The sequence below is a fragment of the Angustibacter sp. Root456 genome (assembly GCF_001426435.1).
In the GTDB taxonomy this organism is placed as follows: Bacteria; Actinomycetota; Actinomycetes; order Actinomycetales; family Angustibacteraceae; genus Angustibacter.
Genome location: NZ_LMER01000015.1, coordinates 13,527 through 32,910, shown reverse-complemented (window position 1 = coordinate 32,910; position 19,384 = coordinate 13,527). Strand labels below are relative to the sequence as shown.

Sequence of the window (19,384 nt, the reverse complement as noted above, 5' to 3'; positions counted from 1 at the left end):
GAAGATATTCTCAAGCTCATGACGGACCCCCCCGCTGACCACGCCGCCGAGGTGATGGCCCAGTGGCGCCGCGAGCGCCCCGATCTCGACGTGGCCCCGCAGGGCCTCATCGGCCGCCTCCACCGGCTGGCCGCCGCGCTCTACGAGGAGCTCGACACCGTCTACGCGCGGTTCGGCGTCAGCGACGGGGAGTTCGACGTCCTCGCGACGCTGCGCCGGGCGGGGGAGCCGTTCGAGCTGACGCCGACCCAGCTGGCGGCGTCCACGATGGTGACGTCGGGCGCGGTCTCCAAGCGGCTCGACCGGTTGGAGGCGGCGGGGCTGGTGCGCCGCGAGCGCAGCGCGACCGACGGGCGCGGCCGGGTCGTCGGGCTCACCTCGGCCGGGCGCGAGCTCATCGACGAGGCGTTCACCGCGCACATCGCCAACGAGCACCGGCTGCTCGGGGGGCTCGATGCGCACGACCGCGCTGAGCTGGAGCGGCTCCTGGTGACCTGGAGCGGCCACGTCGGCGCGTGAGGAGCCGTTGACAGTCCGGTGCCGGCGGGTCTAGGACGTCGGGCATGGCTGAGATCCTGCGTGACCTCGTGACCGGCTTCGGCGCCGCGTGGCCGGTCATCGGGGTGCTCGTCTTCGCGGGCGCGTGGCTGGCCTGGCTCGCTTACAAGGCGTACGAGGACCACAGCCCGGCGGGCGCCGGCGGCCTCGGGGTGCTGGCGGTCGCGGCGTTCGCGCTGGCGGTAGCCACCGCTCCCATGGCGCAGGCGAGCTGCCGGTCCCTGTGGCAGACCGACCCGCAGAAGTACACCGACAGCAACTGCGAGGTGCTGGTGCACTGCCTCGCGGGCGTGCTGGATCCGACCCGGCGGTGCAGCTGAGGCTCAGCCCGTCGCGACGACGCGGAACGCCTCGGCCAGCCGGTCGTCACCGAGGCCGCCGGCGACGGCCACCTGGCTGCCCCAGCCACGCAGCAGGGTCTCGAGCTGCTCGCCCATGTGCTCGGTCTGGCTGGTGTGCGCGCGCAGCGCGGCCAGCTTGCGGTCGAAGTCGTCGGTGATGTCGACCGTGTGGTTGGTGTCGGGGTGCGCCATGAGCCACAGCTCCTTGACGGTCCACGGCTCGAGGCCCTCGTCGCTCATGAGCTCCGGCCACGCGAAGGGGTTGCGGGCGGCGGGGTAGATGGCGCGCACGGCGGCCTCGCCGGCCGCCAGGTGGTCGGGGTGCCCGGCGCCGATGCGCTCCCAGTTGCGTTCGGGGCTCTGCGCGAGCACGCGCTGCGGGCGCACCTGGCGGATCACGCGCACGATGTCGCGCTGCAGGTCGAACGTCGGCTCCAGCCAGCCGTCGCGGTAGCCGCTCAGGAAGCGCACGTCCTCGACGCCGACGGCGGCCGCGGCCGCACGCTGCTCGGCCTCGCGGATCGCAGGCATCTGCTCGCGGGGCGTGTCGTCGAAACCGCCCTGGTCGCCGTACGTGCACAGCAGGTAGGTGACCTGCAGGCCCTGCCGCACGAAGGTCGCGATGGTGCCCGACGCGCCGAAGTCGATGTCGTCCGGGTGGGCCGCAACGGCCAGGACGCGCTCGATCTCGGTGTCAGGCAGCGGCATGCGGATCTCCCTGGGACGGTGGACGAACGAGGCCTGCGGCAGCCCCGCAGTCTAGGTCAGCGGACCGTCGGTGGCCCCCCGTACCCTGGACGGTGATGAGCACCCTCTTCGACGACCTGCCGCTCGGTGGCCTCGCCGCACCCTCCGCGTCCGCCGCCACGGCGTCCGGGACCTCGACGGACGAGCGCCACGCGCCCGACCCCGAGGTGCTGCTCGCGGGGCTCAACCCCCAGCAGCGCGAGGCGGTGCTGCACGAGGGGTCGCCGCTGCTCATCGTCGCGGGCGCGGGGTCCGGCAAGACCCGCGTGCTGGCCCACCGCATCGCCTACCTGCTCGGCCACCGCGGCGTGCGGCCGGGGCAGGTGCTCGCCATCACGTTCACCAACAAGGCCGCCGGCGAGATGAAGGAGCGGGTGGCGGCGCTCGTCGGCCCGCGGGCGGCGTCCATGTGGGTGTCGACGTTCCACTCCGCGTGCGTGCGGATCCTGCGCCGCGAAGCCACCAAGGTCGGGCTGCGCTCGAGCTTCTCGATCTACGACGCCGCTGACAGCCAGCGCCTCATGGCCATGGTGTGTCGCGAGCTCGACCTCGACCCCAAGCGCTACCCCCCGCGCTCGTTCAGCGCGCAGGTCTCGAACCTCAAGAACGAGCTGGTCGACGAGGAGACGTACGCCGAGCGCGCGGGCGGCGAGGGCGGCAACCCCGCCGAGCAGACCCTCGCCGAGGCCTACCGGATGTACCAGCAGCGGCTGCGCCAGGCCAACGCGCTCGACTTCGACGACCTCATCATGACCACGGTCAACATCCTGCAGGCGTTTCCGGACGTCGCCGAGTACTACCGCCGGCGCTTTCGGCACGTGCTCGTCGACGAGTACCAGGACACCAACCACGCGCAGTACGTGCTCGTGCGCGAGCTCGTCGGTGGCTCGCGCAGCGAGGAGTCCGCGCGGGCGCAGGTGCTCGCCGCCGACGGCACGGTGGTGCGCGAGGGGCGCGACGTCGACGTCGAGCCGGCCGAGCTCACCGTCGTGGGTGACGCCGACCAGTCGATCTACGCCTTCCGCGGCGCCTCGATCCGCAACATCGTCGAGTTCGAGCAGGACTACCCCGACGCGCGCACGATCCTGCTCGAGCAGAACTACCGCTCGACCCAGACCATCCTCGAGGCGGCCAACGCCGTCATCGCCCGCAACCCCGACCGCCGACCCAAGCGGCTGTGGACGGCGGCAGCCGGCGGCCCGAAGATCGTCGGCTACGTCGCCGACAACGAGCACGACGAGGCGGCCTTCGTCGCCGAGGAGATCGACCGCCTCGGCGACACCGAGCACGTGCGGCCCGGCGACGTCGCGGTCTTCTACCGCACCAACGCCCAGTCCCGAGCGCTCGAGGAGGTGCTGGTCCGCGTCGGACTGCCCTACAAGATCGTCGGGGGCACGCGGTTCTACGAGCGGCGCGAGGTCAAGGACGCCCTGGCCTACCTGCGGGTGCTCGCCAACGGCGCCGACACCGTCAACCTGCGCCGCATCCTCAACGTCCCCAAGCGGGGGATCGGCGACCGCGCCGAGGCGGTGGTGGCCGCGCTCGCCGACCGCGAGCGCATCTCGTTCGTCGAGGCCCTGGCCCGCGCCGACGAGGCGCCGGGCATCGCCACCCGATCGCTCACCTGCATCCGCTCGTTCACCTCGCTGCTGCAGGATCTGCGCACGGTGGTCGACGGCGGCGCCGGGCCCGCCACGGTGCTCGAGGCGGTGCTCGAGCAGACCGGCTACGTCGCCGAGCTGCAAGCCAGTCACGACCCGCAGGACGAGACCCGGCTGGAGAACCTCGCCGAGCTCGTGCAGGTCGCTCGCGAGTTCGAGGAGGGCTCGCCCGACGGCAGCCTCACCGACTTCCTCGAGCGGGTCTCGCTGGTGGCCGACGCCGACGAGATCCCGGACGACGCCGGGGCGGGTGACGACGGCGACGCCGTCGACCAGGGCGTGGTGACGCTCATGACGCTGCACACCGCCAAGGGCCTGGAGTTCCCGGTGGTCTTCCTCACCGGCCTCGAGGACGGCGTGTTCCCGCACCTGCGGGCGCTGGGCAACAACGCCGAGCTCGAGGAGGAGCGCCGGCTGGCCTACGTCGGCATCACCCGGGCGCGTGAGCGGCTGTACTTGAGCCGGGCGGCCGTCCGCAGCGCGTGGGGCGCGCCGTCGTACAACCCGGCGTCGCGGTTCCTCGACGAGCTGCCCGGCGAGCTGGTCGACTGGCGCCGGCTCGACACCTCGGCGGTGCGCACGTCGTCGACGCCGGCCGTGGCCCGCCTGGCCCAGCAGCCCGGCGTCCGCTCGCCCGGCAACCGGCCGATCATCCACCTCGAGCCCGGCGACCGCGTCACCCACGACACCTTCGGGCTCGGTACGGTCGTGGCCGTCGAGGGCGTCGGCGACAAGACGGTGGCCAAGGTCGACTTCGGGGCCGACGGCGAGAAGCGCCTGCTGCTGCGGTACGCACCGGTCGAGAAGCTGTAGCCGGATCCGAGACAGCCCAGGGGGGCCAGTGCACCAGCCGTTCGCGGTCTACCTCATCCTCGCCATCATCGCCGGCGGGGTCGTCGTCGGGGCCTACCGTGGGCTGCGGCGACGGCACTGGACCGAGGGCGAGGCGCTCGTGACCGACGTCGTCTTCCGCGACCACGCCTTCGACGAGGGCGCGCCGGGCAGCCAGCGGCACACCGTGCGCGCGCAGGTGCTCACGCCGGACGGCGAGCAGCACGCGGGGACGGCCATCGGCACCTACACCGAGGAGGCGAAGCAGTGGCTCGGTCAGCGGCGGCGCGCGTGGTACGACCCCGACCGGCCGGAGCGCTTCACGCTGGTGCCGCCCCTGCGCGAGCGCGGCATCACCGGCGGTGACGTGTTCGTGTCCGCCATCGTGGTGCTGATCTTGGCCGTCGTGCTGGCCGTCGTGCTGCTGTAGGCGCCGCACGAGCGGCGCCGGCGTTCAGACCGTGATGCCGTGCTTGGCGAGCCACGGCGTCGGGTCGACCGGGCCGCCGCCGTCGGGGTGGATCTCCAGGTGCAGGTGCGGGCCGGTGGAGTGGCCGGTGTTGCCGACCTCGCCGATCTTCTCGCCCGGCGCGACCTTCTGGCCGACCGTGACGTCGATCTGGGACATGTGGCCGTACCAGCTGACCGTGCCGTCCCAGTGCCGGATCTCGACCTTGTTGCCGTAGCCGCTCTGCTGCCCGGCGAAGATCACCGTGCCGGACGACAGCGCGCCGATGCGCGTGCCGATCGGCGCCGCGAAGTCGTTGCCCGCGTGCAGCCGGCCCCAGCGCATGCCGAAGTCGGAGCTGAACCGGAAGTGCGCCACCGGCATGACCCAGCGGTGGGCGGCGGCGAGGGCCTTGCGGCGCTTCTCCTCGATGCGCTTGCGCTCGGCGGCACGGCTGGCCCGGGCGCGCGCCTCGGTGCGTGCCCGCTCGGCCTTCTCCTGCAGCTCGGCGCGAGCCAGCAGAGCCTGCGCGCTCTCGATGTACTTGGCCTGAGCGGCGGCGTTGGCCTCTTGCGAGCGAGGCGCCGCGTCATGGTCCTGCTCGCTCGCGCTGGCCGGACCACCCAGACCCGGGATCACCGCGGTGCCGGTCGCCGTCAGCGTCAGCGCCACGGTGGCGGCACCGGGGAGCGCCACGGAGCGTGACGAGCGCTCGACCTCAGCGCGATGACGACCACGATGACGTCCGGTGTACGCGGTGCGCTTCGGCACAGGGGTACCTCACGGGGCAGGGGGCGTGCGGCGGGGGCAGGCAGGGTCCGGCAGGGTCAGGCAGGACGAGCGGGTCAGGCGGGACGAGCGGGACAGGCTGGGTGGGCAAATCCTCCCGTCGACCATACGGAGCGTCGCCCCCTCGATCAAGTCCGCGTGCTGACGGCGCGCTGACGGCGCGCGAGCCGGAGCCGGCGCAGGTCACCGACTGTGCCCGACGCGGCCTGCCCGCCTCACCCGATTCGCCGCTTCAGCCGCCGTGCGGCGTGTCGAAGGTTCCAGCAGCCGAGCGCACTCGGCCACCACGCGAAGGAGGCGACATGCGCAAGATCACTCTGGCGGTCGGACTGAGCATCGCCATGCTCGGTGCGAGCGCCGCGCCGGCGCTGGCCGCGGCGGGCACGCCGCAGCGGCCGGACGGTCCGGTGGTGCCCATCGCGCCGTCGGACAACGGCGGCGACAACGGCTGGGGGAACTGCGGGCACAACTCCAGCCGGGGCAACCCGCACAGCGACCCGAACGGCGGCGGCAACGGCGGGTACAAGAAGGGCGACGCCTGCGGCACCGTCGACCCGACCGACCCCGGCAGCGGCGACGGTGGTTCGGGCGGCGGCGACAACCCGCCGCCGATCTACACCTGATCGAGTCGCAGCCCGACCGGCGCTAGCCGGCCAGGCGGGGTTCGGGGGCCCCGCCGTGGCCGCCCTCGCGGCGCAGGTGGGCCAGCGTCGAGCAGATCCCGTGGACGACGCGGGAGTCGACAGGCAGGGACGTGTGCCCGATGCCGCGCACGAGGTGGCTGACGACGTCCAGGTCGGCGTGCACGAGCCGGGCGTTGCGCTGGGGCACGATCAGCTGGTCGAGGTCCGACCAGTACGCCTCGAACCGGGTGGTGCAGTCCGGCGCCGGCTCGGCGAGCTCGCGCATCAGCGCGCTGCCCGGTCGCAGCTGGCGGCACAGGCGCGCCGGCAGCAGGTAGGCAGGCAGCGTGCCGGCGTGCGGCGTGCCGAGGGTCACCAGCGTGTGCACCCGGTGGTGGCCGCCGAGTCGCTGCACGTAGTACCGCGCGATGAGGCCGCCCAGGCTGTGGCCGACGACGTGCACCTGCTCCGAGCCGGTGTCGGCCGCGAGCCCCTCGACGTGCCGGGCCAGGTCGCGCGCTGCGGCGCGCACGTCGCCGGTGAGCGGCGAGTAGTTGATCGAGTGGACGTGGCCGAAGCCCCGGCGCCGCAGGGCTCGGCGCAGCACCGTGAAGATCGACCGGTTGTCGACCATGCCGTGCACCAACAGGATCGGCGTCCCGGCGGCCTCGACGTCGCCGACGAGCAGCCCGCGCTGCACCGGCGACCGGTGCCCTACGCCGTACGGGCGGTGCTCGTGCTCGCGGCCCATCGGCCCGAGCAGGCCCAGGGGGTCGAGCAGGCCGAGCGGGTAGGTGGCCAGGTGGGTGGTGAGCCACGCGGCCTCCAGTGCCGCCCCCCGCACACCGGACGGCGAGAGCACGGCCCGCGCGCCGCGTCCCACGGCGCGCGTCGCGGTGCGGGCCGCGGTGTGGGCGACCTGCGGTGCCGCGGCCAGCGCCGCTGCGGCGTTCACCGTCGGGACGCTACCGGCGGGTCGGGGTCCGCGCCCGTGGAGCGACACGCCGGGGTTAGAGTGCGTGCGCAGCCGGGCAGCGTCGCCCGCCACCGCCCCAGGAGGTCCTCGCCATGAGCAGCACCGCACCGGTCCGCGTCGTCGTCGCCAAGCCGGGGCTCGACGGGCACGACCGAGGCGCCAAGGTCGTGGCCCGGGCGCTGCGCGACGCCGGCATGGAGGTCGTCTACACCGGCCTGCACCAGACGCCCGAGCAGATCGTCGAGGCGGCCATCGCCGAGGACGCTGACGTCATCGGCCTGTCGGTGCTCTCGGGCGCGCACATGACGCTGTTCGCCAAGGTCGTCGAGCTGCTCAAGCAGCGTGACGCCGACGACATCGTCGTCTTCGGTGGCGGCATCATCCCCGAGGGCGACATCCCCGAGCTCGAGAAGATCGGCGTGGCCAAGGTCTTCACGCCCGGCGCCACCACGGCGTCCATCGTCGAGTGGGTGCGCGCGAACGTCTCCACCGACTGAGGGCTGCGCCCACCTGCGCGGTCAGTGGGTGATGGGCAGGCGCAGCACCGCAGGGGACGTCGGGTCGACGACCACCGACACCGGCTGCACCGGCACGGCGTTCTTGTAGGCCGCGTCCGTGGCGGCGAGCACGAGCCGCAGGCGGTGGCCGGCTTTCACGCGGTGCACGATGCCCGGCAGCTCGATGTGCACCGGCTGGGTGACGTCACCGACGCGGGTGGGGCTGATCAGCCGGTTCACGAGGGTGAGGCTGCCGTCGGGCGCCACGTCGTAGAGCTTGGCGAACACCAGCAGCTGGGACGCCGGCCCCGCCGACTGCACGGCGGCGACCACCGGTGAGCTGAGCCGCACGTCGAGCGTCGGCATGCCCACGAGGTCGGTGTCGGCGTCCAGCGGGCTGGTGGTCCAGGCGCCGAAGGTGCCTGGGGTGTCGTACGGCGGCGTGATGGCGTCCGGCACGGCCGACCCCTGCAGCGCCGAGGTCTCCGAGTAGCTCGCGGCCGCGCCGCCGCCGGGGTTGCTCCACGAGGTGGTCCCGGGCCGCACCGCGCTCGTCGAGCTCACCAGCGCGCCCGTGCCGTTGCCGCCGCTCAGGTACAGCGGCGTCGGCTTCGACACCGCGGGGTAGCGGCCGGCCTCGGCGAACGCCGGGCGCGCGTTGCCGGTGTAGTCGACCCAGTCGCGGAAGTAGGCGAAGTTCGCGCCGGTGCTGAGCGTGGAGTCCTTGAGGTAGTGGTCGAACCAGTCCTTGATCCGCTGGCCGAGGTAGGTGCCCTCGATGTCGCCGCCGTTCAGGTCCAGCTCGCCCGGGGCAGGCGTCGAGCCGCTGTGACCCCACGACTGCCAGACCATCTTCACCGGCACACCGCGCGCCTTCAGGCCGCGATAGGTGGCCACGGCCTCCTGCAGGTTGAACAGCGTGTCCTTCTCGCCCTGCAGCAGGAAGGTCGGGATCACGACGTCGTCGAGGTAGTGGCCCACCGAGACCTGGTCGGTCAGCGCGATGGTGTCGGCGCTCGGGTAGCCGAACGTGTCGAGCTGCACCTTCGCGGCGCACGCCTCCTCGCGAAAGTTCGGGCAGCCGACGTCACGCGTGGGGTCGATGGTCGCGCCCTGCACGCCGTCGGCGATGCCGACGCCGAAGAACAGCGACGTCCAACCGATCTTCTCGGTGCCGGGCACGGACGGCGTCACGCCGTCGAGCGAGGTGTTGTTCGGCGCGAGGGAGTACTGCAGGTCGTTCCAGGTGATGATCGGGACGATCGCGTCCAGCCGCTTGTCGACCTTCGCCGTCGCGAACTGGATCTGGCCGCCGTACGAGCCGCCGACCATGCCGACGCGCGGGTCGTCCGGGTGGGCCACGCCGACGTGGTCGGTGGCGTCGTGGACGACGACGTCCGGCATCGCGTACGGCGCGCCGTCCTTCGTGGCCGTGCCCGTGCCACCGAGGAACGAGATGAGCTGGGACGCCGCCCGCCCGTCGTACGCCGGGTCGTCGAGCGTGATCTTGCAGCTGGAGTCGGGGAAGCCGAGCCCGGTGTACGACAGGACGGCGTAGCCGCGCGCGGCGAACGCGCGCCCCAGCCCGGCCTGGTCGGCCTTGCTCCCGCCGAAGCCGTTGGTCGTGAGGATCGCCGGCACGCGGTGCGTGGCGCTCGCGGACGCTGGAAGGTACAGGTCGGCGTCGATGGTGCACGGCGTCGCGCCGTCCGGGCCGGTCGCCACCGTGAAGGTGAGGTCCGGCAGCGTCGTGACGGTGTCCAGCCCGGTCGCGGCCGACGCCGCCGGAGGGCCGGCCGCGGTGGTCGCGGCGGCAGCGAGGGCGAGCAGGGCAGTGGCGGCGAGGGTGCGGGTGCGCGTCATGGTGACCTCCTGCGGCACTCAACGAGCCGCTTCGCCCGGGGTCACGAAACGCCGGTCACCGGTGTGCGGTTCGTCGCACTTGCCGCACCGCCGTCGAGCGTGATCCGTGCACGGGACTAAAGTCGCCTCCGGCCCGCCGTGATCGGCGGCCACATCCCCGCACCCGACGACGACGTCGCGCCGTGATGGCACGCGGCACCGGAAGGCAGAGACCGTGGACCTCTTCGAGTACCAGGCGCGCGACCTGTTCGCCGAGCACGGGGTCCCCGTGCTCGACGCAGCGGTCGCCGACACCCCCGAGGCCGCCCGTGCGGGCGCCGAGCAGATCGGCGGCGGCACCGTCGTCGTCAAGGCCCAGGTCAAGACCGGCGGCCGCGGCAAGGCCGGTGGCGTCAAGCTCGCCCACTCGCCCGACGAGGCGCAGGCCAAGGCCGCCGAGATCCTCGGCATGGACATCAAGGGCCACACGGTCCACAAGGTCATGGTCGCCCAGGGCGCCAAGATCGCCGAGGAGTACTACTTCTCGGTGCTGCTCGACCGCGCGAACCGCTCCTACCTCGCCATGGCGAGCAAGGAGGGCGGCATGGAGATCGAGCAGCTCGCCGTCGAGCGCCCGGAGGCGCTGGCCCGCGTGCCCGTCGACCCGAACGTCGGCATCGACGCCGCGAAGGCCGCCGAGATCGTCGAGGCGGCCGGCTTCGCCGCCGACGTCAAGGACGCCATCGCCGAGGTGCTGCAGCAGCTCTGGGTCGTCTACCGCGAGGAGGACGCGACGCTCGTCGAGGTCAACCCGCTGGTGAAGACCGAGGACGGCAAGATCATCGCCCTCGACGGCAAGGTGACCCTCGACGACAACGCGTCGTTCCGCCACGAGGCGCACGCGGCGCTGGAAGACAAGAGCGCCGCTGACCCGCTCGAGGCGCAGGCCAAGGCCAAGGGCCTCAACTACGTCAAGCTCGACGGCGAGGTCGGCATCATCGGCAACGGCGCCGGGCTCGTGATGAGCACCCTCGACGTCGTCGCCTACGCCGGTGAGGAGTTCGGCGGCGTCAAGCCCGCGAACTTCCTCGACATCGGTGGTGGCGCCTCGGCCGACGTCATGGCCAACGGCCTGCACATCATCCTCGGCGACCCGCAGGTCAAGAGCGTGTTCGTCAACGTGTTCGGCGGCATCACCGCGTGCGACGCGGTGGCCGACGGCATCGTGCACGCGCTCGGGATCCTCGGCGACGAGGCCACCAAGCCCCTCGTCGTCCGGCTCGACGGCAACAACGTCGACGAGGGACGACGCATCCTCAGCGAGGCGAACCACCCGCTCGTCACGCTGGTCGACACCATGGACGGCGCCGCCCGCAAGGCGGCCGAGCTCGCGGCCGCGAAGTAAGGGAAACGGACCACACCTCATGGCAATCTTCCTGACCGAGAACAGCAAGGTCATCGTCCAGGGCATGACCGGCTCCGAGGGCCGCAAGCACACCCAGCGGATGCTGGCGAGCGGCACCCAGATCGTCGGTGGCACGAACCCGAAGAAGGCCGGCACCACCGTGGCCTTCGACGGCGCGGACGGCGGCAGCGTCGACGTCCCGGTGTTCGGCACCGTCAAGGAGGCGATGGACGCCACCGGCGCCGACGTCTCCGTGATCTTCGTCCCGCCGGCCGGCACCAAGGCCGCGGTCGTCGAGGCCGTCGACGCCGGCATGCCGCTCGTCGTCGTCATCACCGAGGGCGTCCCGGTGAAGGACACCGCGGAGTTCTTCACCTACGCCCAGCAGGCGGGCACCACCCGGATCATCGGCCCGAACTGCCCGGGCCTGATCAGCCCCGGCAAGTCCAACGCCGGCATCATCCCGGCGAACATCAGCGGTGGCGGCCGCATCGGCCTGGTGTCGAAGTCCGGCACGCTGACGTACCAGATGATGTACGAGCTGCGGGACTTCGGTTTCTCGTCGGCCATCGGCATCGGCGGCGACCCGATCATCGGCACCACGCACATCGACGCGCTCGAGGCGTTCGAGGCCGACCCCGAGACCGACGCGATCGTCATGATCGGCGAGATCGGCGGCGACGCCGAGGAGCGGGCCGCGGCGTACATCAAGGAGCACGTGACCAAGCCGGTCGTCGGCTACGTCGCGGGCTTCACCGCGCCCGAGGGCAAGACCATGGGCCACGCGGGCGCCATCGTGTCGGGCTCGTCCGGCACCGCGCAGGCGAAGAAGGAGGCCCTCGAGGCCGCCGGCGTCAAGGTCGGCAAGACGCCGTCCGAGACCGCCGAGCTCATGCGCGAGATCATGAAGAACCGCTGAGCTGATCGCTCACAACGCCTGAGCCGCAAGGCTCCTACGACGGCCCCTCGCTCACGGCGGGGGGCCGTCGGCGTGTCGTCCCACCTATGTGCGCCGGATGCGGATGGCGTCGCGGGCGGTCGACGGGTCGACGACGTGCCCGCCCTGGGTCACCACCACCTCGCTCGCGGCCACGAGCCGCTGGTCGGCGTCGTCGACGCCGTGGCGGCGACAGGCGGTGGAGCAGTAGCGCACCGACTCCCAGTCGCGCTCCCACTTCTTGCGCCACTCGATGCGCCGCCCGCAGGACGCGCAGGTCTTCGGCTCCGGGTTCGCCACGCCTTCCAGTGTGCCTGGTCGCAGCTACACCGCCGAGTGGCTGCTAGAACTGGCCGAAGGCGTCCCACGGTCACGACCTACCGGCGTAGATGGCTGTCACCTGGCCGCCAACGACACGAAAGTGCTCGTCGTGGCCCGGGACGTAGTACCAGTCCGCGTCAGCCGTCGGTCGACCGCCGAGGGCGGCCACCCGGCTGACTGGGTCGCCGACGTGCACCGCTGTCGTCGTGGTCGGCGATGGAGCGACGATGTTCGACAGCGGCAGGCCGACGCGAAAGCCCACGACGACAGGACGCTTTGCAGCATCGCGGTCGACATAGAGGCGCAGCCCGGTCGACCAGTCGATCTGACCGTGAGGACGGCCCGATCCGCACTTCCACGAGACAGGTGCGACGGCGCTCGAACCTGGGCCGTACCAGTGCTCGAGTCGGCTCAGGGCCGCATCGATGCCATCCCCAGGTCGCAGCACCGGCCGCCCCTGGACGATCAATGTGGCAGGGAGCCGTGGGGGCACTGACGCCCCTGGCACCGGTACCAGAACGTACGTGGCTGAGGGCGTCGCCGACCGAGTAGCGGGCGTTGTCAGCGACAGAGCCGCCTCGTCTGTCGCCACGCTGCAGCCGGAAACCGTCAAGAGAAGGGCGCCAACAACTGCCATTCTCCGCCGCATCTACGCAAGGTAGTGCGTCTCTCTCGTGAGCTGCTCGAGCGGTGCTGTCGACGTCACCTGATTGGAGCCGCATCGAGAACAGGCGGTGACTGCCTCGTACCGACCGGAGCACCTGCAGACAGCGCAGAACGACGCTTGCGGCGAGCGCAGCCGGGCCGCTAGAGGACGGCAGGCGCTCGTCGGCGGGTCCGCACGAGATCGGTGACACCGAGCACGAGCGCCGCGGCCGTGAAGGCGAGGGTGGCCAGCACCGCGTTCGACAGGGCGTGGGAGTAGGCCGCCGGGTCACGGTGCCCAGGACGCACGCCCTGGGCAGCCAGGGTGGCGAAGAAGACCGAGCCGATCACGGCCTGCCCGACGGCCGAGCCGATGCGCTGCGCCGTCTGCAGCACGCCCCCGGCAGCACCGCCCATGCGGGGGTCGACGTCCTGCAGCGACAGCGCCTGGTTGGGCGTGATGATCCCGCCGCTGCCCAGGCCGAGCACGAGCAGGGGCAGCGCCAGCGCCAACGCCGCGTTGCGTCCACCCCCGCCGCTGTGCCGCGCGACGACGTCCACGGCCACGGCACCGGCGGCGAAGACGGCGAGCGCCACGATCACCAGCGGCCGCCCGCGGGCGGCCACACGCCGTCCGACGAGCGGCGCCGACACCGCTGACCCGATCGCGAACGCCGTCACACCGAGCCCCGACTCCAGTGCTGAGAAGCCCAACCCGAGCTGGTAGTAGAGGGCCAGCACCAGCGGCAGGCCGGTGAAGGCGCAGAAGTACAGCAGCGCCAGCAGCACCCCGACGGTGTATGACGGCTGGCGGAACAGCCGCAGGTCGACGAGCGGGTCGCTGCGGGTGCGGGTGAGCCGCCACTCGCGCCGCAGGAACAGCAGGGCCAGTGGCAGCGCCGGCACGAGGATCCAGAACAGCCGCGCGTCGCGCACCGTGTCGTACTGCACCGTGGGGAACAGCACGCACAGCGTGGTGAGACCGAGCAGGCTCGCGCCGAGGACGTCGAGCCGCGGCCGCCGCCCGGGCGCCGACTCTTCGGGCCCGGGCAGCCACCGGCGGGCCAGCACGATGGCCAGGATCCCGAGCGGGATGTTGACGAAGAACACCAGCCGCCAGCCGAGCTGCTCGCCGCCGAGCCCGATGAGCAGGCCACCGACGAGCGGGCCGACAGCGGTCGCCGTCCCCACCATCGCGCCGATCGCACCGAACGCCTTGCCCCGCTCGGCGCCGGTGAACAGCTGCTGCACGATGCCGGACACCTGCGGGTTGATCAGCCCCCCGAAGAGCCCCTGCGCGACGCGCGCGGCGATGATGAGCGTCGGGTCGGGCGCCACGCCGACGACGGCCGACGTGACGACGAACCCGGCCACGCCGATGATGAACATCCGTCGCCGGCCGCGGTCGTCACCGAGCCGCCCGGCGAGCACGGGCACCAGCCCGAACGACAGCACGTAGCCCGTGACGACCCACTGCAGCTGCGACGGCGACGCGCCCGTGGCCCGGCCGATCGAGGGCAGCGCGACGTTCGTGACGCTGACGTCGAGCAGCGTCGCGAACAGCGCCAGCTGGCAGACCGCGAGCGCCCGCCAGCGGTGATCAGCGACGGGTCGGTGCACCACCGCACCGTAGACGCGTCATCGCGCAGCGGCCCACCGGATCTGCAGCCGGGCTTGTTCAGCCAGGCGCTGCAGGGCGCTCACAGTGACCGACGAGCCGTCGAGCTGCGGCAGGCTGAGGAACGTCACGGCCGAGCCCTCGCGGGCCAGCACCACCCACTGGCTCAGCTTCGAGCTGGCGCCGGTGCCGTAGTCGGTGGTGGTGCGAAACGCCTGCACCGACCCCGTGGCGTCGGTGACCGCGCTGGATTGCTGCGGCTCGACCGTCGCGTTCGGCGTCGGGGCGGTCTCGCCGGCCGGGGCGGATGCAGCATCCTTCTGGGCCTGGGCCCGCAGCCGGTCCTGGCAGTCGGCCATCGCCCCGGCCATGGACGCGGCGAACGTCGCGGCCTCCTCGGGCGAGCCCAGCAGCCGCACCTTCTGCGTGCCGGCGACGTTCTGCGTCATCAGGTCGCGCACCTGCAGGAAGGCGACATCACCTGTGATGTCGGTGTCGGGGTCGCACTCGAAGCGCGTCACGCTGCCCTCGGTCTCGTAGGGCTCGACGGACTGCATGCGGTGGCCGGAGTTCAGGTCAGGCCCCTGCCACAGCTGCCCGGGCAGGAAGTAGGCGGCGGGCACCGTGCCGCCGCCCGGAGCCGCCGGGACCAGCTTCACCGTGGGTCGACTGACCGGAGTGGACGCCGTGGCGCTCGGACTCGAGGTCGTGGCCGCACTCGAGGTCGTGGCCGCACTCGTGGACGTCGTCCGCGACGCGGGTGTCACCGGACGTGGTGCGGCGTCTGGGCGGCCGAGCTGGCCGCTCAGCACCGCGATGCCGGCCACGGCGGCCACGCCGACGGCCGTGGCGCCGATCCGTCGGTTGCGGGTGCGCTGGTTGCCGCGGCGGCGGACCGTGTCGGCCGACGCGAGCGAGACGCCCCTGACGTCGTCGCGCAGTCCGCTCAGCGCCTCGTGGAGCGGATCGTTCATCTCAGTGACCATGACGAAGCCCTTTCTCGGTCTGCGCGTCGAGCGATCCGATGACGGCGGCGAGCGCCGTCCGTCCGCGGCTCAGGCGGGCCTTGACCGTGCCGGTCGGCGCGCCGGTCTCGCGGGCGACCTCCTCGACGCTCAGGCCGACGAGGTGGTGCAGGACCACGGCGTGGCGCTGGGCCGCAGGAATCTGCCGCAAGGCGTTGACGAGCACCTGGTGGTCCTCGCTCGGCGGCGGCACGGACTGCTCGCGCCCGTGCACGAGCAGGTGCCGGGCCGCCGTCCGGGTGCGGCGCCATCTCGAGACGGCGATGCGCCGCGCCACCGTACGCACCCACGCCTCCGGGTCGCCGTCCCGGTCGTCACGGTGGAGCTGTCCCCACCGCTGCCAGGCCCGCGCGTACGCCTCCTGGACGCAGTCCTGCGCCTCGGTGCGGTCGCCGGTCATGGCGTAGACGTGGTGCATCACGCGCCGGCTCGTCGTCCGGTAGAACTCGTCGAACGACGACTCGTCCTGCTCGCTGCTCACGCCACCCTCTTCTCGGTCGCCTGGGCCCCCTGCGCCCAGCCTCCACCACCAACACGCCTGAGCGGGGCGCCCGGTTGCACGCGCTGCCCTCGTCGCCGCCCGCGACACCCCGAAGCGTGGGCGGATGCCGGTCGCGGCGCGCACCACGGGCGACCATGGAGGGGCGATGAGCCTCCTCGACCGACTGCACACCTCGAGCACCAGCTCGAGCACCAGCTCGACCACCGCCACGTCCGGCCGCGGCCCCGACGACGGGCCGACCAGCCCGCTGCTGGCGGCTCTGACGGGGATGTGGAGCGCGGCGCTGTCGTGGCTGGCCGTCGTCCTGCCCGCCCTGCTGGCCTGGGCGACATCGGCCCAGTCGACGGCGAGCTGGGGGCAGTCCCTGCGCGTCGGCTCGGACGTGTGGCTCGTGCTGCACCGGGTCGCGGTGCAGGTGCCGGACGGCCAGGTCGCCCTGGCGCCGCTGGGTGGGCTCGCCCTGCCCGTGGGCCTCGCGTGGCTCGCCGGACGCCGCATCGGCCACTCGCTCGACGCGCGGCACGTCACGGCGGCGGGGGGAGCGCTGCGCGCCGTGGCTCCGCTCGTGGCGGCGCTCGCGGGCGGGTACGCGGTGGTGCTGCTGCTCGTGGCGCTGCTGGCGCACGGCGACGGCGTGCGCCCCGTGCTCTGGCAGGCCGTCGTGGCCGGCCTGTTGCTGCCCGCGGCGGGGGCGCTGGTGGCGGCGCTGCGCGCGGTCGACGCACCGGTGGCGGCGACGCTGGCCGAAGCCGTGCGAACGCCAATGCTGCTGCGCCGGGCCGCCCGGCCCGCGGCCGTCGCGGTCGCGGCGCTCGTGGCCGTCGCGGCGGCGCTGGTGCTGGTCACGCTGGCGCTGCGGTTCGCCCGGATCGGGTCACTGTACGAGGCCCTCGGCGCCGGGGTGGTCGGCGGTGCCGTCGTCACGCTCGGCCAGCTGCTGCTGGTGCCCAACTTCGTGCTGTGGGGCGTGGCGTTCGTGAGCGGCCAGGGTTTCGCGCTCGGAGCGGGCACGTCGGTGACGCCGGCGGGCTCCGACCTGGGCCTGCTCCCGCTGGTGCCCGTGCTCGGAGCGGTGCCGCCGCCGGGTGCGCTGCCCGTGGCGTTCCAGGCGCTGGTGCTCGTTCCCGTCATCGTGGGAGCCGTCGTCGGCTGGTGGGTCGTCGCCCGCCGCGAGGGCACGGTCTGGGACGCCCTGGCGGCGGCCGGGCTGGCCGCCGCGGTGCTCACGGTGCTGCTCGCGCTGAGCGGGGGTGCGGCCGGGCCCGGTGCGCTCTCGGCCGTCGGGCCGTCGGCGTGGAAGGCCGGTCTGGTGCTCGCCGGAGAGCTGGCCCTGGGGGCGGGTGCGGCCGCGTGGGCCACCCACCGGCGACGCCGGGCCTGAGGCGCCGATACCCTCGTCGTCCGTGACGACCCTGACGCGGCGCTCGGGCCCTGCGCGCCTCGTGGTCCTCGTGTCCGGTGCGGGCACCAACCTGCAGGCGCTGCTCGACGCGTGCGCCGACCCGGCGTACGGCGCCCGGGTCGTGGCGGTCGGAGCCGACCGGGACGGCATCGAGGGACTGGCCCGTGCCGAGCGGTCCGGCGTGCCGACGTTCGTGCTGCGCGTGCGCGACCACGCTGACCGCGCCGCCTGGGACGCCGCCCTGACCGACGCGGTGGCGTCGTTCGAGCCCGACCTCGTCGTGTCGGCGGGGTTCATGAAGCTGGCCGGCCCGTCGTTCGTCGCGCGCTTCGCCGGCCGGTTCGTCAACACCCACCCCGCACTGCTGCCGTCGTTCCCCGGCATGCACGGCGCCGCCGACGCCCTCGCCTACGGCGTGAAGGTCACCGGCGCCACGCTCTTCGTGGTCGACGAGGGGGTCGACACCGGGCCGATCATCGCCCAGCGCGCGGTCGACGTCGCGGACGACGACGACGTGGAGTCCCTGCACGAGCGCATCAAGACCGTCGAGCGCGAGATGCTCGTCGACGTGGTGGGGCGCATGTCCCGCGACGGCTGGACCATCAACGACAGAAGGGTCACCATCCCGTGAGCGAGCAGCCCGCCGTCGACGGCGCCCGGCGTCCGATCCGTCGCGCCCTGGTGTCGGTGTACGACAAGTCTGGTCTCGAGGACCTCGCGGCGGCGCTGCACGGTGCGGGCGTCGCGATCGTGTCGACCGGCTCGACGGCGTCGCGGATCGCCGCCGCGGGGGTGCCGGTGACGCAGGTCGAGGAGCTCACCGGCTTCCCCGAGTGCCTCGACGGGCGGGTGAAGACGTTGCACCCCAAGGTGCACGCGGGCATCCTCGCCGATCGCCGCAACGCCGACCACGAGCGACAGCTCGCCGACCTCGGCATCGAGCCGTTCGACCTCGTCGTCAGCAACCTGTACCCCTTCCGCGAGACGGTGCGCTCGGGCGCGGGGCTCGACGACGTGGTGGAGCAGATCGACATCGGCGGCCCGTCGATGGTGCGGGCGGCCGCCAAGAACCACGCGAGCGTCGCGATCGTCACCGACCCCAGCGACTACCCTCTCGTCGCCGAGGCGTTGCGGGACGGCGGTTTCGACCTCGCCGCTCGCCGCCGGCTGGCCGCTCGGGCCTTCGCGCACACCGCGTCGTACGACAAGGCGGTGGCGGAGTGGTGCGCCCGCGAGCTCGCCGACGACCCGCAGTGGTGGCCCGCGTACGCCGGCCTTGCTCTCGAGCGCGCCGCGACCCTGCGCTACGGCGAGAACCCGCACCAGCGCGCCGCCCTGTACGTCGACCCGGACGCCGCGCCCGGCATCGCGCAGGCGACCCCGTTGCACGGCAAGGAGATGTCGTACAACAACTACGTCGACGGCGACGCCGCGCTGCGGGCGGCGTTCGACTTCGACCAGCCGGCAGTCGCGATCATCAAGCACGCCAACCCCTGCGGTATCGCCGTCGGCGCCGACATCGCCGAGGCACACGCCAAGGCGCACGCGTGCGACCCGGTGTCGGCGTACGGCGGCGTGGTCGCGGCGAACCGACCGGTGTCGTTGGCGATGGCCGAGCGGCTGGCCGACATCTTCACCGAGGTCGTCGTGGCTCCCTCGTTCGACGACGACGCCTACGAGGTGCTGACTCGCAAGAAGAACGTGCGGTTGCTCGAGCTGCCCGACGGCTACGCCCGCGACGCCGTCGAGCTGCGCCAGGTGAGCGGGGGAGTGCTCGCCCAGACGGGCGACCGCATCGACGCGCCCGGTGACGACCCGGCGTCCTGGACGCTCGCGGCGGGTGAGGCCGCCGACGCCGACACGCTCGCCGACCTCGCGTTCGCGTGGCGGGCGGTGCGCTCGGTGCGCTCGAACGCGATCCTGCTGGCCAACGACGGCGCGAGCGTCGGGGTGGGCATGGGGCAGGTCAACCGCGTCGACTCCTGCCGGCTCGCGGTGGAGCGTGCGGGCGCGGAGCGGGCGCGCGGCGCCGTCGCGGCTTCCGACGCGTTCTTCCCCTTCGCCGACGGCCTGCAGGTGCTGCTCGACGCCGGCGTGCGCGCCGTCGTGCAGCCGGGCGGCTCGATCCGCGACGACGAGGTCGTGGCCGCGGCGCAGGCGGCTGGCGTGACGATGTACTTCACCGGCACGCGGCACTTCGCCCACTGAGCGCTCGC

At 73.0% G+C, this 19,384-nt stretch carries 20 protein-coding genes; 11 read left to right on the top strand and 9 right to left on the bottom strand.

The annotated features are described in order from the left end of the window. Positions 1-18: 18 nt before the first annotated feature. Complete coding sequence (locus ASD06_RS07750; RefSeq protein WP_056675297.1) at positions 19-519, top strand: MarR family winged helix-turn-helix transcriptional regulator; 501 nt, start codon at positions 19-21, stop codon at positions 517-519. A 44-nt stretch (positions 520-563) separates the two neighbouring features. Next, positions 564-878, top strand: a complete 315-nt coding sequence (locus ASD06_RS07745; protein WP_056675296.1) for a hypothetical protein — start codon at positions 564-566, stop codon at positions 876-878. 3 nt (positions 879-881) lie between these two features. Here ASD06_RS07745 and ASD06_RS07740 read toward each other — a convergent pair whose 3' ends face one another. Beyond that, positions 882-1,607: a PIG-L deacetylase family protein gene (locus ASD06_RS07740; protein ID WP_056675295.1), complete on the bottom strand. Its 726-nt coding sequence runs from the start codon at positions 1,605-1,607 to the stop codon at positions 882-884. 95 nt (positions 1,608-1,702) lie between these two features. On the opposite strand from ASD06_RS07740, the gene pcrA reads away from it, so the two are divergent. Both pcrA and ASD06_RS07730 read left to right on the top strand, forming a co-directional pair. Beyond that, complete coding sequence (gene pcrA / locus ASD06_RS07735; protein WP_056676366.1) at positions 1,703-4,120, top strand: DNA helicase PcrA; 2,418 nt, start codon at positions 1,703-1,705, stop codon at positions 4,118-4,120. Between the two features lie 28 nt (positions 4,121-4,148). Beyond that, positions 4,149-4,568 carry a DUF3592 domain-containing protein gene (locus ASD06_RS07730; RefSeq protein WP_056675293.1) on the top strand — a complete coding sequence of 140 codons (420 nt, stop codon included), beginning with the start codon at positions 4,149-4,151 and terminating at the stop codon, positions 4,566-4,568. 24 nt (positions 4,569-4,592) lie between these two features. On the opposite strand, the gene ASD06_RS07725 is transcribed toward ASD06_RS07730, so the two are convergent. Beyond that, positions 4,593-5,357 carry a M23 family metallopeptidase gene (locus ASD06_RS07725; protein ID WP_157371588.1) on the bottom strand — a complete coding sequence of 255 codons (765 nt, stop codon included), beginning with the start codon at positions 5,355-5,357 and terminating at the stop codon, positions 4,593-4,595. A 320-nt stretch (positions 5,358-5,677) separates the two neighbouring features. Between ASD06_RS07725 and ASD06_RS07715 the strand changes: the two genes are divergently transcribed. After that, positions 5,678-5,998, top strand: a complete 321-nt coding sequence (locus tag ASD06_RS07715) for a hypothetical protein (protein WP_056675284.1) — start codon at positions 5,678-5,680, stop codon at positions 5,996-5,998. 22 nt (positions 5,999-6,020) lie between these two features. On the opposite strand, the gene ASD06_RS07710 is transcribed toward ASD06_RS07715, so the two are convergent. After that, positions 6,021-6,953, bottom strand: a complete 933-nt coding sequence (locus ASD06_RS07710) for a triacylglycerol lipase (RefSeq protein WP_200941964.1) — start codon at positions 6,951-6,953, stop codon at positions 6,021-6,023. A 113-nt stretch (positions 6,954-7,066) separates the two neighbouring features. Here ASD06_RS07710 and ASD06_RS07705 point away from each other — a divergent pair, with 113 nt between their 5' ends. Next, positions 7,067-7,471, top strand: a complete 405-nt coding sequence (locus ASD06_RS07705; RefSeq protein WP_056675281.1) for a cobalamin B12-binding domain-containing protein — start codon at positions 7,067-7,069, stop codon at positions 7,469-7,471. A 21-nt stretch (positions 7,472-7,492) separates the two neighbouring features. Here the strand turns inward: ASD06_RS07705 and ASD06_RS07700 are convergent, their stop codons facing one another. Next, positions 7,493-9,334 carry a CocE/NonD family hydrolase gene (locus ASD06_RS07700; RefSeq protein WP_082537895.1) on the bottom strand — a complete coding sequence of 614 codons (1,842 nt, stop codon included), beginning with the start codon at positions 9,332-9,334 and terminating at the stop codon, positions 7,493-7,495. A 214-nt stretch (positions 9,335-9,548) separates the two neighbouring features. Between ASD06_RS07700 and sucC the strand changes: the two genes are divergently transcribed. Continuing rightward, positions 9,549-10,718, top strand: coding sequence for an ADP-forming succinate--CoA ligase subunit beta (gene sucC, locus ASD06_RS07695; RefSeq protein ID WP_056675278.1), 1,170 nt, complete (start codon positions 9,549-9,551; stop codon positions 10,716-10,718). Between the two features lie 19 nt (positions 10,719-10,737). Then, the gene (sucD, locus tag ASD06_RS07690) at positions 10,738-11,637 is read left to right on the top strand and encodes a succinate--CoA ligase subunit alpha (protein WP_056675277.1); all 900 of its coding nucleotides are present in this window, start codon (positions 10,738-10,740) and stop codon (positions 11,635-11,637) included. Between the two features lie 84 nt (positions 11,638-11,721). Here the strand turns inward: sucD and ASD06_RS07685 are convergent, their stop codons facing one another. The 5 genes from ASD06_RS07685 to ASD06_RS19320 form a co-directional block, all read right to left on the bottom strand. Continuing rightward, the gene (locus ASD06_RS07685) at positions 11,722-11,955 is read right to left on the bottom strand and encodes a DUF2256 and DUF3253 domain-containing protein (RefSeq protein ID WP_056675275.1); all 234 of its coding nucleotides are present in this window, start codon (positions 11,953-11,955) and stop codon (positions 11,722-11,724) included. A gap of 70 nt (positions 11,956-12,025) precedes the next feature. Further along, entirely contained in the window at positions 12,026-12,238 is a 213-nt protein-coding gene (locus ASD06_RS07680) for a hypothetical protein (protein WP_056675272.1), read from the bottom strand. Positions 12,239-12,783: 545 nt separating this feature from the next. Further along, positions 12,784-14,241 (bottom strand): MFS transporter, encoded by a 1,458-nt coding sequence (locus ASD06_RS07675; RefSeq protein WP_200941963.1) that lies wholly within the window; start codon positions 14,239-14,241, stop codon positions 12,784-12,786. 18 nt (positions 14,242-14,259) lie between these two features. Then, positions 14,260-15,213, bottom strand: a complete 954-nt coding sequence (locus ASD06_RS07670) for a hypothetical protein (protein ID WP_056675267.1) — start codon at positions 15,211-15,213, stop codon at positions 14,260-14,262. A 1-nt stretch (position 15,214) separates the two neighbouring features. Beyond that, positions 15,215-15,745 carry an RNA polymerase sigma factor gene (locus ASD06_RS19320; protein WP_200941962.1) on the bottom strand — a complete coding sequence of 177 codons (531 nt, stop codon included), beginning with the start codon at positions 15,743-15,745 and terminating at the stop codon, positions 15,215-15,217. Between the two features lie 166 nt (positions 15,746-15,911). On the opposite strand from ASD06_RS19320, the gene ASD06_RS07660 reads away from it, so the two are divergent. The 3 genes from ASD06_RS07660 to purH are packed head-to-tail and all read left to right on the top strand — an operon-like array spanning position 15,912 to position 19,376. Next, positions 15,912-17,147 (top strand): DUF6350 family protein, encoded by a 1,236-nt coding sequence (locus ASD06_RS07660; protein WP_056675262.1) that lies wholly within the window; start codon positions 15,912-15,914, stop codon positions 17,145-17,147. A gap of 31 nt (positions 17,148-17,178) precedes the next feature. Next, positions 17,179-17,799, top strand: coding sequence for a phosphoribosylglycinamide formyltransferase (purN, locus tag ASD06_RS07655; RefSeq protein WP_082537893.1), 621 nt, complete (start codon positions 17,179-17,181; stop codon positions 17,797-17,799). Further along, entirely contained in the window at positions 17,796-19,376 is a 1,581-nt protein-coding gene (gene purH, locus ASD06_RS07650) for a bifunctional phosphoribosylaminoimidazolecarboxamide formyltransferase/IMP cyclohydrolase (RefSeq protein WP_056675258.1), read from the top strand. The genes purN and purH overlap by 4 nt, the downstream gene beginning before the upstream one ends. Positions 19,377-19,384: the final 8 nt, after the last annotated feature.